The 13,673-nt window shown below is 34.2% G+C and carries 19 protein-coding genes and 1 pseudogene; 3 read left to right on the top strand and 17 right to left on the bottom strand.

Going from position 1 to position 13,673, the window contains the following annotated elements; translation table 11 throughout:
- Positions 1-139: 139 nt before the first annotated feature.
- Positions 140-964 (top strand): annotated as a pseudogene (locus DVW83_RS13330) (tyrosine-type recombinase/integrase); the annotation flags it as partial.
- Between the two features lie 298 nt (positions 965-1,262).
- On the opposite strand, the gene DVW83_RS13325 reads toward DVW83_RS13330, so the two are convergent.
- The 17 genes from DVW83_RS13325 to DVW83_RS13255 form a co-directional block, all read right to left on the bottom strand.
- Positions 1,263-1,976: a hypothetical protein gene (locus DVW83_RS13325; protein WP_137239505.1), complete on the bottom strand. Its 714-nt coding sequence runs from the start codon at positions 1,974-1,976 to the stop codon at positions 1,263-1,265.
- Positions 1,977-2,925: 949 nt separating this feature from the next.
- Positions 2,926-3,009: a putative holin-like toxin gene (locus DVW83_RS16165; RefSeq protein WP_369886505.1), complete on the bottom strand. Its 84-nt coding sequence runs from the start codon at positions 3,007-3,009 to the stop codon at positions 2,926-2,928.
- Positions 3,010-3,325: 316 nt separating this feature from the next.
- Complete coding sequence (locus DVW83_RS13320) at positions 3,326-3,529, bottom strand: cold-shock protein (protein ID WP_137239503.1); 204 nt, start codon at positions 3,527-3,529, stop codon at positions 3,326-3,328.
- Positions 3,530-3,681: 152 nt separating this feature from the next.
- Positions 3,682-4,062, bottom strand: a complete 381-nt coding sequence (locus DVW83_RS13315; protein ID WP_104775852.1) for a hypothetical protein — start codon at positions 4,060-4,062, stop codon at positions 3,682-3,684.
- Positions 4,040-4,639: a hypothetical protein gene (locus tag DVW83_RS13310; protein WP_104660655.1), complete on the bottom strand. Its 600-nt coding sequence runs from the start codon at positions 4,637-4,639 to the stop codon at positions 4,040-4,042. Before DVW83_RS13310 ends, DVW83_RS13315 begins: the two co-directional genes overlap by 23 nt.
- Positions 4,636-4,977, bottom strand: a complete 342-nt coding sequence (locus DVW83_RS13305) for a phage replication protein (RefSeq protein WP_137239501.1) — start codon at positions 4,975-4,977, stop codon at positions 4,636-4,638. Before DVW83_RS13305 ends, DVW83_RS13310 begins: the two co-directional genes overlap by 4 nt.
- Positions 4,978-5,129: 152 nt before the next feature.
- The gene (locus DVW83_RS15085) at positions 5,130-5,279 is read right to left on the bottom strand and encodes a hypothetical protein (RefSeq protein ID WP_154212938.1); all 150 of its coding nucleotides are present in this window, start codon (positions 5,277-5,279) and stop codon (positions 5,130-5,132) included.
- Positions 5,279-5,611, bottom strand: a complete 333-nt coding sequence (locus DVW83_RS13300; protein WP_104660657.1) for an HTH domain-containing protein — start codon at positions 5,609-5,611, stop codon at positions 5,279-5,281. The genes DVW83_RS15085 and DVW83_RS13300 overlap by 1 nt, the downstream gene beginning before the upstream one ends.
- A gap of 1,625 nt (positions 5,612-7,236) precedes the next feature.
- A complete protein-coding gene (locus DVW83_RS13295; protein ID WP_104660659.1) occupies positions 7,237-8,052 on the bottom strand; it encodes a DnaD domain protein in 816 nt (271 codons plus the stop codon).
- Positions 8,042-8,566: a phage replisome organizer N-terminal domain-containing protein gene (locus DVW83_RS13290; RefSeq protein WP_104660660.1), complete on the bottom strand. Its 525-nt coding sequence runs from the start codon at positions 8,564-8,566 to the stop codon at positions 8,042-8,044. Before DVW83_RS13290 ends, DVW83_RS13295 begins: the two co-directional genes overlap by 11 nt.
- Positions 8,563-9,348: a Rha family transcriptional regulator gene (locus DVW83_RS15695; RefSeq protein ID WP_238699426.1), complete on the bottom strand. Its 786-nt coding sequence runs from the start codon at positions 9,346-9,348 to the stop codon at positions 8,563-8,565. Before DVW83_RS15695 ends, DVW83_RS13290 begins: the two co-directional genes overlap by 4 nt.
- Positions 9,345-9,608 (bottom strand): hypothetical protein, encoded by a 264-nt coding sequence (locus DVW83_RS13280; RefSeq protein ID WP_104660661.1) that lies wholly within the window; start codon positions 9,606-9,608, stop codon positions 9,345-9,347. The genes DVW83_RS15695 and DVW83_RS13280 overlap by 4 nt, the downstream gene beginning before the upstream one ends.
- 149 nt (positions 9,609-9,757) lie before the next feature.
- The gene (locus DVW83_RS13275) at positions 9,758-10,027 is read right to left on the bottom strand and encodes a hypothetical protein (RefSeq protein ID WP_071856342.1); all 270 of its coding nucleotides are present in this window, start codon (positions 10,025-10,027) and stop codon (positions 9,758-9,760) included.
- A 217-nt stretch (positions 10,028-10,244) separates the two neighbouring features.
- On the bottom strand, positions 10,245-10,418 hold the full coding sequence (locus DVW83_RS13270; protein WP_071856341.1) for a CopG family transcriptional regulator: 174 nt from the start codon (positions 10,416-10,418) through the stop codon (positions 10,245-10,247).
- A gap of 227 nt (positions 10,419-10,645) precedes the next feature.
- Positions 10,646-11,266 carry a BRO-N domain-containing protein gene (locus tag DVW83_RS13265; RefSeq protein ID WP_308666265.1) on the bottom strand — a complete coding sequence of 207 codons (621 nt, stop codon included), beginning with the start codon at positions 11,264-11,266 and terminating at the stop codon, positions 10,646-10,648.
- A 94-nt stretch (positions 11,267-11,360) separates the two neighbouring features.
- Positions 11,361-11,672: a hypothetical protein gene (locus DVW83_RS13260; RefSeq protein ID WP_238699425.1), complete on the bottom strand. Its 312-nt coding sequence runs from the start codon at positions 11,670-11,672 to the stop codon at positions 11,361-11,363.
- A 141-nt stretch (positions 11,673-11,813) separates the two neighbouring features.
- A complete protein-coding gene (locus DVW83_RS13255) occupies positions 11,814-11,999 on the bottom strand; it encodes a hypothetical protein (protein ID WP_025481740.1) in 186 nt (61 codons plus the stop codon).
- A gap of 156 nt (positions 12,000-12,155) precedes the next feature.
- Between DVW83_RS13255 and DVW83_RS13250 the strand changes: the two genes are divergently transcribed.
- Positions 12,156-12,788: a helix-turn-helix domain-containing protein gene (locus tag DVW83_RS13250; RefSeq protein ID WP_016631742.1), complete on the top strand. Its 633-nt coding sequence runs from the start codon at positions 12,156-12,158 to the stop codon at positions 12,786-12,788.
- 242 nt (positions 12,789-13,030) lie between these two features.
- Complete coding sequence (locus DVW83_RS13245) at positions 13,031-13,612, top strand: Arm DNA-binding domain-containing protein (RefSeq protein WP_137239499.1); 582 nt, start codon at positions 13,031-13,033, stop codon at positions 13,610-13,612.
- The last annotated feature ends 61 nt before the right edge of the window (positions 13,613-13,673 follow it).

Below are 13,673 nucleotides of genomic sequence, written 5' to 3'. Positions count from 1 at the left end.
GAAAATATATTAAGTTTGATCAATGAGAGACCGGTAAAACATTGTATAGTATTTTACACAGGATTATGGACTTGACTTAATTCTTGAGCATGTTCATTTATATTTACTTTAGTATAATTAACTGTTACTGGATTTATAATTACAATTGGATAAAATAAGTGTTAGCTATTGCCAAAAACAGGTTAATGAATGGCACAAAACATTAAAACAATATGGTTTCTTGAGAAAAACAACTGCTCAAATATTTAAATTTGGAGTAGCAATGGAAGTCTGTAAAGATAATCCTATGTCTAAAACATTGCTTCCAAGAAAAATTGAAGAAGAACAACCCTTGAAGTTTTATACGAAAGATCAATTACAACTATTTTTAAAGAATACTAAAGAAAATAATTCAGTTAAACTGTACACTTTTTTCCGTTTATTAGCTTATACAGGAATGCGTAAAAGCGAGGCATTGGCGCTTCAATGGGAAGATATAGACTATTTCAATAAAACAATAACAATTGGTAAAACTATCGCTCAAGACGAGTTTAATCAAGTAGTTCTACAAGTACCTAAAACTAAAAATTCATCAAGAACGATTCAGCTTGATGATTTTACACTTAAACAACTGCGTATTTGGCAACAAGAACAAATGAAAATAATGATCTTATATGGCTATAACACGAATTCACCAAAACAGTTTCTTTTCACTACAAACACAAACAAGTTGTACTACCCCCAAGTAGTAAACGATTGGTTAGACTGGATTTACAAAAAGACACCCATGGAGCCTCAAATTACTCCACATGGATTTAGGCATACCCACTGTAGCTTATTGTTTGAAAGTGGTGCTTCGATAAAAGAAGTACAAGAACGATTAGGTCACAAAGATATTAAAACTACCATGAATATCTATGCTCATGTCACACCACAATCTGTTAAGAAAACTGGTGACCGATTTGCAAAATTTATGGGCGAATAATTCCAAACGTAGCCAACTATTAAAATACAAATAAAAAATGCTCGAAACGCTTTAATATCAACGTTTCGAGCAATGAAATAGTTATTATCCAACAGACCCTTCCATTCAATTCTAGGGTTACAATCAAATTAGATTAGTAGTGTTTAAGCTTGCTATATCAAGGTTTTATCTATTTTACCTTACCACTAAAAACCATTAATTTTTACTACAGATACAGACAAAAGCACAGACCTTTTTCAAAAGTCCACCATGCCAAAATACATAAAAAGTTAACTTACTATAAAAATCAATACTCCTTTTACATATTACAACCAGTTTCCTCTTTTTCTCCCTCATTACATTCTTCATTTAAATTGCGTATATATCTTATATCATACAGTGTGATTAATACTTGTTTTTTTACTAACGAAAATGAGGAAAATATAAGGTAACCTAAAAATACAAATGAACTAAATAATAGAAAGAAGTCAAAAAAAAGGTTCATCATATCTGAGGAAAGGTCATAACTATATCCTTCAAACTGTTTAATATCTTCTTTAAAAAATTCCTTAAGTATAGTATTATCTATCACTTTTAAAAAGATATCTATATCTTTCAACAAAATGTTTAATGTTAATGTTGATATTAAAACAATAAGAGTTACTAATACGCCAATGCCCCATTCTGTAAATCTTTTTATGTTTCTAATACTCTGTTCTACCTCTTGAATTAAGTTATCCAAATTCTTATCAGTAATTTTATCACGTAATTTATACGCACTCTCCCAATTAGATGATACAATACTTCTGTTTAGTAGCTTCATTCCTGTATAGCAGATAAACATTAATGCAAGATAAGCATAAGCCTCTTTATCATTATTAATAGTCGATGAACTATTCACACTTGAGATGAAACTACAAATAAATAATACTTCAACTACACATAGAAAATAGTAAGAAAACTTTGAATCAAGTCCCAAGAACTGTTTTTTATTCAATATTTCTTTTTTTACAATAAAATAATACGAACTCATTCTATTTCACCTTTCACTTTTAAACATATACTTATTATACTTTTCAATAATAATTAAAAATATTCGTTATATAACTTCTTTCATCAAAAAAAATCACCTCTCATAAAAATATTATCATGAAGAAACTTAGATCAACAACGCTTTCCAAAGAGATTAAAATACAGGATAAAAAAGAGCGATGCACAATGTATGCAGTTGTTTTTTACATGGTTACATCACCCCTGACTATAAATACACATACTCCAAAAAAGAAGCGTGGCATTTTGAATCAAAAGAAAAAGCTATGCTCATTGCATATAAGCTCAGTGGTAAAGTAACAATGATAAATAAGGGGTATCTCTAAAAAGAGATGTCCCTTATCTTCTATGATCAATTTTAAGAATTAAAATAGTGATTGTATTATCATCTACCTAAGGTCACTCAGATTGACCTTAGGTTTTACTTTCATTACTCAGCACAATTTTGCGCCTAGCTACCATATTGATTTCAAAGGTCTCATATTCCGCTATTTAACCAAACTAAAGGAAAAAATTTTTCCAAAAAGTCCTCGCTATTGGAAAGAGTTCCCATATCCGTTTCCCAAAAGAGCATTACTTGATAGTTAAGGAGGGGGGATATAAAAAACTCAAAAAGCGGTATTTGTGTAAAAGAAGGGGCGCACCAGTCCAAAAATGCTCTTCCAGCTACTTTTGCTTAACAGGGGGATATGATATACTCTTGACAAAAGAAGCTTTGATTACAATTCAATATTCTATGTACTGCAGTCAGTGGTCGATTGCAATAAGGCATCTCTACATGAGATGTCTTTTATTATTGTTTTTATTCTAATACATGCTATAATAAACGAAAAGAGACGTGCTGGAACACGCCTCTAATGTAGAACCGTTAAAAAGACGGTAGCTTAATTTCAATGATTTAACCATCTACTCTCTGCTAAAGTGTTAGATGGTTATTTTTTGTCCTTATAGTCAATTATCAGCAAAACTAAAGTCGCAAAAGCGATCATCAGTTGAATTGCTTCAAACGTTGACACACGCTACTCCCTTCTAGGGATAAAGCTATGAACCATAGGCATCACCCCTTTATTAAGAGATTAGCCACCATCTTTTCACTTTTCTACAGCAATCATTATACAGATAACAAAGCTCATATGCTATAATATCCATAGAAATTTTTTCAATGCGGTCTATATTGCTAATGTAAACGTCTGAGAGTATTCTTAGGCGTTTACTTTTGTTTGATTCGACACATCTGACGAAAAATAGGACTCGTGATTTTTCACGCCACCGATTTGTTCAATGATATTTCAAACAAAAAAACAGACGTATATTGTACGCCTGCATAATTATCTATTTAAATGCTGTTACATTTGAAGCTTGTAACCCTCGTTTACCTTCCACTACGTCATATTGTACAGGTTGACCTTCTTCTAAGCTTTTAAAACCCTCAGTTAAGATCGCAGTATAATGAACAAAGATGTCTTTTCCATCTTCTCCAGCAATAAAGCCATAGCCTTTTTTATTATCAAACCATTTCACTGTACCTGTTTTCATATTAGAACATCTCGCTTTCATTATTCATTAGATTGTAGTATTTTGTAGTATTTTTTGGTAACAGATGGTCACAACGTTACCTTTGAAAGGTTGCAATAGTTACAATCAAGTCGCAACCAAAACGAACTAATAACTTTATCATACTACATTTTTCATTGAGTTTGTTTTGAGAAATTTACTCTCATCTCTCCATTTTTTACTTTTTTTGCATAATAGGTTATCGCCTCTTTGCTCCAGCAATCAGCTTCAATCAATCGTTTCTCGATTTCTGCCATTTGCCACCGATACATCAAATCAGTATATAACCCTGTCTTTTCAGCGTTTAAATTGCCTAAAGGAGCACCACCGCCTTTATTTCCTATTGCATTCTTGTTTCCATATGGCGCACCTTTCTTTTTAGGTATATGAATATAGAAAACTCCCTTAGAACGATTTAAACGATAATCACCATGAAATAGAGCGTGTAGCATGCAATTGATTCTTCTTGTTTTTTCTTTCGGATGATTCTTATTAATGATTTGATTGGCTACCATATATCTCCGGTGCTCTTTCCATATACTTTGTGTATTTATCTACTTCACTATTTGCTAAACGTTCTGAAATAAGCAAACGCATTGAATCTCCCGAAGCAATTGCATTCACAAAGTCCTGAAAAGTATTCTTTAATCCGTTTATTTGTTCGATATCTCCTGAATAAGAGCGCCCGATGACACGATACCCTTTATCATTTGAAATCTTCTCTAAACATCTTAAAATAGCTTTATTATTTGAAAATTTTTCATAATATTTTCTCATTTCTTGAATAGTAACATTGCTTTTACTAATCATTTCCAGTTCAGTCGACTGTTCTAACGAAATATCTTGGAAATAATGTTCATCAATTATTGATAGTTGTAATTCTAGTTCTTTATCTACTAAGTCTTGCGCCGTTTTTTGAATTTTTTCAAGGTTCGTTTTTGCCTCAGCATTCACTTTTTCATTAGCTTGTTGGCAATACTCTCCTGTATATCTTTGGTGATTCAAGTCAATCTCTTTCTTTAAATTCTCATTGATATTCTTTGCTTGATTTCCTAACTCACTTAACTTTGTAATTACCCCTTTAAAACTCATATGATACACCCTTTCTGTTCTTCGTTATCTAATGAATGATACGCAAAATTAAGTATAATCTCAGCGGATTCAATACGTATTTTGGGCGATTGAGATGGATCATTCATCATTTCTATTAATACATTTAAAGCATTTTGAGAGGCTTTCTGTATTTGATTATTTACTTCCCTCATTCTCTTACGCATTAAGCGCTGATAAACTTCTAAAAACAAATGATCTTCTAAGTACTTCTGCCCAGTATGCTCTTGTATATTCGCTTTTTCGCACGCTTGAGAAACACTACCACATTCAATCAAAGCCCTCAAAAAAATTTTTTGCCTAACGTTTAAATTTGACACATCATTCACCTCCTTGCATAAAAAAGACTACATTTCCCCAAACAAATGGAAAAATGTAGCCCTCTGGTTTGTCCAGTCAGACATTGTTATTCGCTTGTCGTTATTATACCATAATTAGAACATTTTCGGTATAAATTCATGATAAAACACATCTATTTTTTTATGATTTTTTCTCCTGACACTTCGCTTTTATAAGTAACTACATTATCTTGAATTTTTAATATTACCTCCCCAAAACGAACGTCAATTTGCATTTCTTGTCTTTCGCCTTTTTGATTGATAAAAATGATTCTATTTCCCATTATTTTGCCCTCCCTATATTCTCTTGCCAATGTTCTAGGTCTGCTTCCTCAATTTGAGCGATTAGCTTGGTCATGTCCTTTACTTGTGCTTTATAGGCTGATAAACCCTCTATACGCTCTTTTTCCGTTGTAGCGATGAAATAACCTCGATTTTCTCCGTTTCGCTTTGCACACACTGGCACGCCCTTTTTACGTAAGCTATTCACAGCTTCATAGATGATTCTCTCCTCTACATTTAACAATTGCCCGATTTCTTTGATTGAAATTTTTCTTTCTTGCCCAATCGGGATAAGATCAAGAACATCACTCTCCAATATATTTAATTGTTCCATTCGATCATCACTCCTTATATTTTGATAAATAAAAACGTCTTTCACCTACTTGTGAGGGGGTGGCAAATTGCCACCCCATTTTTATTTAGCAAACCCTAAACTGAAATATGTCAGGTTTTGTCAGGTTCTCAACGAGGTCGCTATTTGATACTTGGCTCTAATAAATAAAAAAATAAGGTTTTATTAGGTTCTTTGCGTATAGATAAAACTGATAATATATCCTAAAGTCCTCGTACATTAAGAACAATTTAATCAACGACCACAAAAATGTGGGCAGTGTTACCTTCCCAAAACCTCACTAGTAGTATACTAACGACCTAACGAATCGTTACATCATCAGCAGAGGAATAACCTAATCCATTTAGCTGTCCCACCTAACTAATGTTTCATCTATTTTCCATCTCTCAGCCAGATTACTATTGATATTTGACTTGTAATCGGCGAAAATTTAGGTTAGGTATATTACAAATTGTAAGGTGGCTCTTAAATTCCTACCGAATGCTGTATCGTCATGAACATTTTTGCCCAACACGGTAAAATCAATGTTTTTCATCTCCAACAGGTTTATCCGTTTTATCGGAAAAAACCGATAAACTGTTTGCTGTCTTCCGCTTTGAGTTTTTTCGCTTTTTTGTAATAAACCTATAAATGACATATTCGCACTTCCCTAGTTTGACCTGACAGAGTGAATCGTTCACCATCAGAACCTGATGCACTAATTCGATGCGTCAGAATATCTACACATCTTTCCCTACAAAATACGGTTCATCATTTACCAATCACCTTCGCATTATAAAAATTTGTTATTTTAATCCTAATAAAAACTAAATTGGTATACATAAATCATTTTCGTTTTATTAAACTAATATTAATTTTTGTTGAACATTTATTAATGTTGGTATACCACCGGTATGTCACTTGGTATACCACCGGTCTACCAAATGACTACCAGAATTAATGCAAACATTAACCCCGTTAACGATGGAATTTGACGGAATTAATCCACTAATCTCAGCCCTTGATACAGCGCCATTCACGTTATAAACTTTCTTGTAAACTACTGCGCCACTTTCTTGTAAACTATTTGCTGTTCACTTGTTGTGCAGTTGATGTTCATTTGCTGTTCAAATCACCGTTGAAACCCGCTATCAACAGCGCTATATCAACCTCTCTTGATGTTCACTTTCCTGCTTACTGTAATTCCTCCAGTAGATTTTCTAGTAAATTCTCCAGTAAATCATTCAGTAAAAATAGCATTGCCATTAGCATTTTATAGCTAGCTTTTTTTGCCATTCTTTTCTAGTGATTATTCACTAAAAATTACCCGATTCAATTTAAGTCCTCTAAAATTCGTTTTAAGGAGCTTTTGACATCTAGATATATAAATACACCTCAAACAATTTAAAAAGTCGCTATCGTGATTTTAGACGCCTTAAAATTAATTTTAGATAAATGTACACATCTCAAAACGAGGTAAAAATGTAAAATCAACCTCCAAAACATCTCAAAGGGTCGTTAGGGCTTGCCCTGACCGCCTGTAAGGCGCTTAGCAAAGCTTTATTCAATGCCAAGGATAAAATAAGCTGGGCTAGGATAAATCAACGTCTACCGCTAGCCCCACGCTCTTAAAACGGCATATCATCTCCAAATTCCCAATCAGACATCTCTTCTTGACGTTCCTCTTCTTCGTTCCTGATGTCCTCAAGCGTTTCTAAGCCTTTCGCTTTCCAATCGTTTAGAATGCCTGTGATATAGGCTAACGGCGATTGTACTTCGCCATTGCTGATTGTTTTGAGTATTGCCTCATGTAGCTTAGCGCCCCCATGTTCGTCGTACAGCCTTTTTAGTGTGCTACGGTCAATGTTTCCTAGCGGATGTTTTTCGCAGTAAAGACCACAGCAATCGTCAAACGTTGGTTCGTTGCTGGTGGTGCAATCAGCAGACACTAGGCTAACCTGCTCTTTGCTATGCTTTGCTAGCCTATGCTGACCTAACCTCTCCTGCCCTATGCTATTCTGCTCTTTGCTATCCTGCTCTATGCTATACTGGGTTGCCATTTGGTTGACCATTGGTATACCAGATGACATACCAACATTTTCTTGATATTGGTATGCTTTTGTCTCAGTTGTTATTAAATGCTTCTTCTCTTCAACATATATAGTCGGTTTATATCTATCTTGACGTATATAATTGTTTAATTGCCAGTCAGTTATCACAATAACTCCACTAGGAAACGTGATGATGAATTTTGAATCTTCTAGTATTTTTAAATCTTCTTCGCTCGATGAACAAGCACGAGCTATTTTCTTAGGACTTGCTACGAATCCATCATCATCTGCTTTCAACCCTAGATGGAAATACAAACTTTGAGAGGTCGGTGGCATTTCAAGAAATTTATCTGTATCAGCAATATCATTGGAAAACATTCGTCTATTCGCCATTTCCTACACCTCTATCATTCATTTTAATGCCGTCGTTAGTTGAAACAATGAATTTATTTTCCTCTAACGTTTGTAAATACTCTTCTGAAATATTTGCCATTCTAGCAACAGCTTTCGGCTTATGATTATAGCCATTCTCATCAGCATGGATACCTAGTTGGAAATATAAACTTTGTGCTTGAGAGGGCATACTTAGAAATTCTTGTGTGTCTGCTATCTCAGGGTCAAAAGCATAGTATTTTCTATTAGATACTGTAACTTCTGCCAGCCCTAACTCTTCTAACAACCTTACCGTCTTTTTTATGTCATTGATTGAGTGGCGTATCTTTTCTGACAATTCAAGCCAATGTAGCGGTATTGCTCCGCCTTCGTAATATAAAATACTTATGATTTGCAATTTTAGCCATATATTAGTGTAAACACGTTTCTTGCTTAAACTATCTAGTTTATTCACTCTTTCATCTGTAAAAGGAAGGTTTTCCACTAATGTTAAATATTTCGTTTCTTCTATCATTCTGCTACCTCTTTTCTTGTATATCCTAATTCCTCAAGCTTGTTTTCGATGTATTCCTTACCCTTTTCTGTCCACTTAGGAAAACCATTGACATAGACCTTAAAACCCCTATTTTTAGCCCAACCATTCAGACACCATTTATATTTACCGTTAGCTAATTGTTTTTTTCGCAAGAGATTTTCATTCTCTAGTATTTGATTGACTAGATTAGCTCCCTTAACCCCTTTGAAACCATACGGCGAAATGATTTCTTGTAAACTATATGTCTGTTTATGCTCTTCAAGATGCTTTTTTATCTCTTGTTTGATCGCTTGTTCTTCTTTCTCACGCTTCAACTCGCTGTACATTGTGCTTAACTGAATGTACTCATCATCTGATTTTTTTATTCTCTCGGTTAAATTCGCGATAACTCGTAAAGCTTCTGCGTATGACTTTGGGAAATTGTTAGCTGGTTGCTGTATTTGCCGTTGTCTTAGCCTGTTTTCCATCTCGTTGAATGCTTGGATATACTTCAATTTGAAATCATCTGCTTTCTTGCCTGTAAATCCGAAAGCGATAAAAGCAAACCCGTCACGATTCATGTAGTACAATCTTTGTTTTCTGCCTCGAGAATCTTTGTATTCGCCCTCAGCGTACATGTTTTTGTAATCGGCGGAATTTTCGACCGATTGAATTTTAGCGTCTATTGCTTCAAGAACATGCTTATGTTGTTTTCCAAATACTTCAGCAATATGCAAACTAGTTGTTACAACTTGATTATTTTTTACTTTGACTAAATTCATTCTGTTACCTCCATTGATTCGGCAATTTCAACTAAATCAAAAGAATTATCGCTTAAAGCATTGATTGCTCTTTTTATATTGTCCATTAGAATATCTGCTCCACCTTCGTTCATGAAAGAAACATATAAACTTTCAACGCCTTCTTTGTCTAGTACCGCTGCAAAATGAAGCATCTCTAAATATTTGTTAATAACTTCTAAACGTTCTAATACATCGTCATTTTTTTGTGTAATAGCCATTAATTTTTCACTTAGTTCCATTGCTTACGCCTCCGTTCTCATGCTCCACCACATAAAAGTCATAGCCTATATATAAATAAACACCTACAGGAACAACACATACTAGCCACAAAAAAAACGGCAACCATTTTGTAAATGATCCAATAAGAAAAGCGAACAAAAATAGATTTCTACGCTTGTTCATCGGCTGTTCCCTCCACATCAGAATAGTCTAAGATAAGTTCAGATAATTCTTCCGCTCGATCACTTAGCATTTCTAGAGTCCCTATTACATTATCTAAACCACGATTATTCACCAAACTATGAAAGATTAACGCTACATCTTCACTATTTTTAGCTTTAGTAGTTTGGAACTTGATACAATCTAAATAATTGACAATCACTTTCATGGGAGCTTGTAAATCTACCACTTCATAAGCAATTTCATTTAATTTTTTCATTTGCATTTCCTCCAGTTTTGAGGGCGCAAAAAAGCCCTTATTCGTTTGTTTGAATAAGGGTATAGAAAAATACCCTTATACTTTCACGCACAGCAAACAAGCCATGCCATTGACGTATAAAGGCATACAGTGATATTATATTTGCATGCCGTTTATACGGTACACTGCTCTCTAGTTGTTCTTGCCGTCCAAAGTTCGAACAGCTAGAGAGTACTTTTTATTTATCAGACTCTAAAATAAGTTTGATTCCTTTTCTGATGACTTCAGTTCGAGTAAGCTCGTGCTTTTCAGCATAAGCTTTTATTTTTTCGTCCGTTTCTTTATCAATACGGACTTTTACATCAACATTCAAAGGATTTTCTTTTTTAGGTCTGCCAATGCGTGGACTCATCTCATCACCTACTTTTTGCGTTCCACAAATACATATTAATATTTGAGTTCCGATAAGTCAAGCACTTTCCCAAAAATATAAACTGCATGCTTTTATTCTATTGTCAATGTGCTATACTAGAGAAAAGATATATAGGGATGTTCCCTACTTTTCCTGCCTTTTACTCTGTCCGCCAAGACTAATCGAGTAAAGGCTTTTTCTTTTCTCTTGTACATGTTTGTTTTCTCCTATGCGGTTTGCATTCCAGACAAGCGATTATAAATTTTTTCACTCACTGAAAACTTCAAGCCATACTTCTCTCTAATAATCATTAAATCGATAATCTCTGATAAAATCGCTTGACGATCTGCTAACATCTCCGAAGACATCTCACTTTTACTAATCATCTTAGAAAGTCCGTATTTGTTTGCTATAGCTTTATTGGCGATTGTGTTAGCTACAATATGATTAACAGGTACATCATCAATAAACGCTTGTGATAACCGTCTCATCTCTTCTTTTTGATGTTCCTTATCTAACATGCGAAAAACTTGGAAACCTTCAAGCCCTGATGATTGACGTAATTCTTTAATGACCTCAAAAACCCATTCTTGAAATACTTCTGCTTCTGGCTTATGACTGCCAAATACTGCTTTATAAATTCCAAACTCAGATACGAGAATCCTTGTATTTATCGAATCGTCCAATTTGCACGATACGGTATACTGGCTAGGAACTAATTTCATCATATTTCTTGTTTCTGCATATCCCAGCGCCTCTGCTACATCTTTTGCCACTGCATACCATTCATTATTTACATAGACAAAGCGAATTTTATGCCCGTTCCATATCTCTATCTTCATACTCATAAAATTATCCTTTCTGTGAGATGTCATCTCACGACTATTTGTTTTACGAAACTATGTGCTTGCCTGATTACTGCTACACTCTGGCATGGTGGTTTTATAAATCATTTTCTAGTAACCAAGCTCGTATTTGACGTTTACTATAAACAACCTTGCGAGATGATAGCGTTCTGCCTTGTGGCAATCCCATCGCCAGCAATTCCTCGAAATAATCACTAGAAACATTGAGAAACCTCTGACATTCCGCTTTACTCATCATCAAGTCACGATCCAGCTCGCTATCTCTACGAGCGTCTTCAATCGCTTGTAACATCGTTTGATAGATACATTGATAAATACCATTCAATTGTTCTTTTGCCAGCGTGTGGCTTACTTCTAATTGCAATTTCTGCGGTTCGGCTACAGTCATCTCTACACCTCCTTTCTTCCCAACTTTTTGGGAAACAATCATCCCCACTTGTGGGGATAATTAACAACCGTACCTGAAAGTACACTTATTAGGTGTCGACCAAATCGACCCCTTTTAACAGCCCCGATATTTCCGGTGTTGCTACGCTTTCCGTTCAGCTAACAACTCATCAATCGCTTTTTCTACTCGTGCTTTGCGATCATCACGCATTTCTGTTCGTAACCATACAGATAAATTACTTTGCGCAATACCGACTTTATCCGCTACCTCCCAATATAAAATACGATTTGATTCAATTCTTTCTCTGATTTTTGCATTTGCTTTCATGTAAACACCTCGTTTATTTTCCATAGAATCGATAACAATTCGTTGTCAAAATTTTACAACAACAACGAAAAGGAGTCAACAACAAAACGTTTTTTTATTTTTGTTGATATCTCAAAATGTAGCCAGTATACTAGTTGATAAAGGAGGTGTTTTGCAATGAATAGACTTCGTCAATTGCGCGAAGAAAAAGGGTATTCCCTTAGAGAATTAGGCTTAAAAGTAGGTATGAGTGCTTCAGTGTTAGGAAATTACGAACGGGAAGATAGACAACCGAAGTTAGATGTCTGGGAAAAGCTAGCAGATTTCTTTGATGTTTCCACCTCGTATATTATGGGTATTTCAGATGAAAGAAACGAAGTGAACGAGCTATTGAAAAGAAAAATAAGTAATATGATAGAACAAAAAATAAACAGTACAGACGAAGAAAACGAAGTATTGTTCTTTTTAAATTTTCTGATTGATGATATTACAAATTTCGTTAATGCGTTGATATACGAAAAAGATAGCGAATTTCAAGTTAGAATTATAGATAATATGTCTAGCATTGTTAAATTAATGTCTTCTATGGTTGCTGAAACAGACAAAAAGAAAATAACAGAAATAACTAGAAATATATATTTTATAAATGATCTGTACACTGGCAATTTATTTTATAGTTATACTATAGATAATGGGCGGGAATTACTTAGCCCTGTAGAAGCAAACGAAATTTTTTTAAACAAAACAACAGCTATCAATCAAAATATTAACAAAGAGTTTTTCGATTGGTTTGCAAAATATTATGATTAAACTCTTAAATATTTCAGATGATTCTAACATCTCAAATAATACTTTTTTGCTAAATATTCAAGGTGTCACAACTAGTAAATTTCGCTAGTAGTAAAGCTTCTTTTGATTTGTGAAGGAGGGACACATATTCTTTTAATTTTTTTCTTTCTTGTAAAAAAACTCTACGTGAGATGCTCATTCATCTCTAAACATATATTTTTTACATATCTACACTATGGCATGGTGGTAGATAGGAGAAAAACATGACACAGATTAAAAAGTATACAAAAAAAGATGGTACAACCGCCTATATGTTTAATGTTTACGTAGGAAAGAATAGCAAAGGGAAAAATGTTTATCGTAAGCGACAAGGCTTTAAAACGAAGAAACAAGCACAAATAGCGCTAGCGAACCTATTAAAAGACGTTGAGGAAAACGGCGTTGAGAGAGATGAATCAGTAAAGACATTTAAAGACTTATATGAGATGTGGTTAGCTCAACATCGCTTAAATGTAAAACCTTCTACGATCGCTTTAAATAGACGTTTTGTAGAAAAACATGTCTTGCCTTATTTAGGCAATTATCTATTGCATGATATTACCGTTGTTTACTGCCAAACCCTCGTTAACAAGTGGTTTAAGCAAGGCTACAAACAATATCCATATTTTAGGAAAGTAACAGCTCAAATTATGCGATATGGCGAGGCAATGGAATTGATGAATAACAACCCAATGGCAAAAACAATTTTACCAAGAGCGCAACAAAAAGAAAAAAAGTTACAGTACTACACGAAAGAACAACTCATTCATTTTTTTGAATGCTTAAAGCAGATAAAGTCCATATAATTGTGTAAAAGATAAAAGGCCATGTAACAGCCCTTTTACGGTACAATGTTTTTAACCACAA

It is taken from the genome of Enterococcus sp. VV15, assembly GCF_005236045.1.
GTDB classification, from domain to species: domain Bacteria; phylum Bacillota; class Bacilli; order Lactobacillales; family Enterococcaceae; genus Enterococcus_B; species Enterococcus_B durans.
Note: the sequence above shows the minus strand (reverse complement) of the source record. Positions and strands in the feature narration are given on the sequence as shown.

Coding starts and splice junctions, on each gene's coding strand:
- DVW83_RS13325 (WP_137239505.1), bottom strand. CDS start 1,976: ATGAGTTCGTATTATTTTATTGTAAAAAAAGAAATATTGAATAAAAAA.
- DVW83_RS13320 (WP_137239503.1), bottom strand. CDS start 3,529: ATGAAAACAGGTACAGTGAAATGGTTTGATAATAAAAAAGGCTATGGC.
- DVW83_RS13315 (WP_104775852.1), bottom strand. CDS start 4,062: ATGGTAGCCAATCAAATCATTAATAAGAATCATCCGAAAGAAAAAACA.
- DVW83_RS13310 (WP_104660655.1), bottom strand. CDS start 4,639: ATGAGTTTTAAAGGGGTAATTACAAAGTTAAGTGAGTTAGGAAATCAA.
- DVW83_RS15085 (WP_154212938.1), bottom strand. CDS start 5,279: ATGGGAAATAGAATCATTTTTATCAATCAAAAAGGCGAAAGACAAGAA.
- DVW83_RS13300 (WP_104660657.1), bottom strand. CDS start 5,611: ATGGAACAATTAAATATATTGGAGAGTGATGTTCTTGATCTTATCCCG.
- DVW83_RS13295 (WP_104660659.1), bottom strand. CDS start 8,052: ATGGCGAATAGACGAATGTTTTCCAATGATATTGCTGATACAGATAAA.
- DVW83_RS13290 (WP_104660660.1), bottom strand. CDS start 8,566: ATGATAGAAGAAACGAAATATTTAACATTAGTGGAAAACCTTCCTTTT.
- DVW83_RS15695 (WP_238699426.1), bottom strand. CDS start 9,348: ATGAATTTAGTCAAAGTAAAAAATAATCAAGTTGTAACAACTAGTTTG.
- DVW83_RS13280 (WP_104660661.1), bottom strand. CDS start 9,608: ATGGAACTAAGTGAAAAATTAATGGCTATTACACAAAAAAATGACGAT.
- DVW83_RS13275 (WP_071856342.1), bottom strand. CDS start 10,027: ATGAAAAAATTAAATGAAATTGCTTATGAAGTGGTAGATTTACAAGCT.
- DVW83_RS13270 (WP_071856341.1), bottom strand. CDS start 10,418: ATGAGTCCACGCATTGGCAGACCTAAAAAAGAAAATCCTTTGAATGTT.
- DVW83_RS13265 (WP_308666265.1), bottom strand. CDS start 11,266: ATGAGTATGAAGATAGAGATATGGAACGGGCATAAAATTCGCTTTGTC.
- DVW83_RS13260 (WP_238699425.1), bottom strand. CDS start 11,672: ATGACTGTAGCCGAACCGCAGAAATTGCAATTAGAAGTAAGCCACACG.
- DVW83_RS13255 (WP_025481740.1), bottom strand. CDS start 11,999: ATGAAAGCAAATGCAAAAATCAGAGAAAGAATTGAATCAAATCGTATT.
- DVW83_RS13250 (WP_016631742.1), top strand. CDS start 12,156: ATGAATAGACTTCGTCAATTGCGCGAAGAAAAAGGGTATTCCCTTAGA.
- DVW83_RS13245 (WP_137239499.1), top strand. CDS start 13,031: ATGACACAGATTAAAAAGTATACAAAAAAAGATGGTACAACCGCCTAT.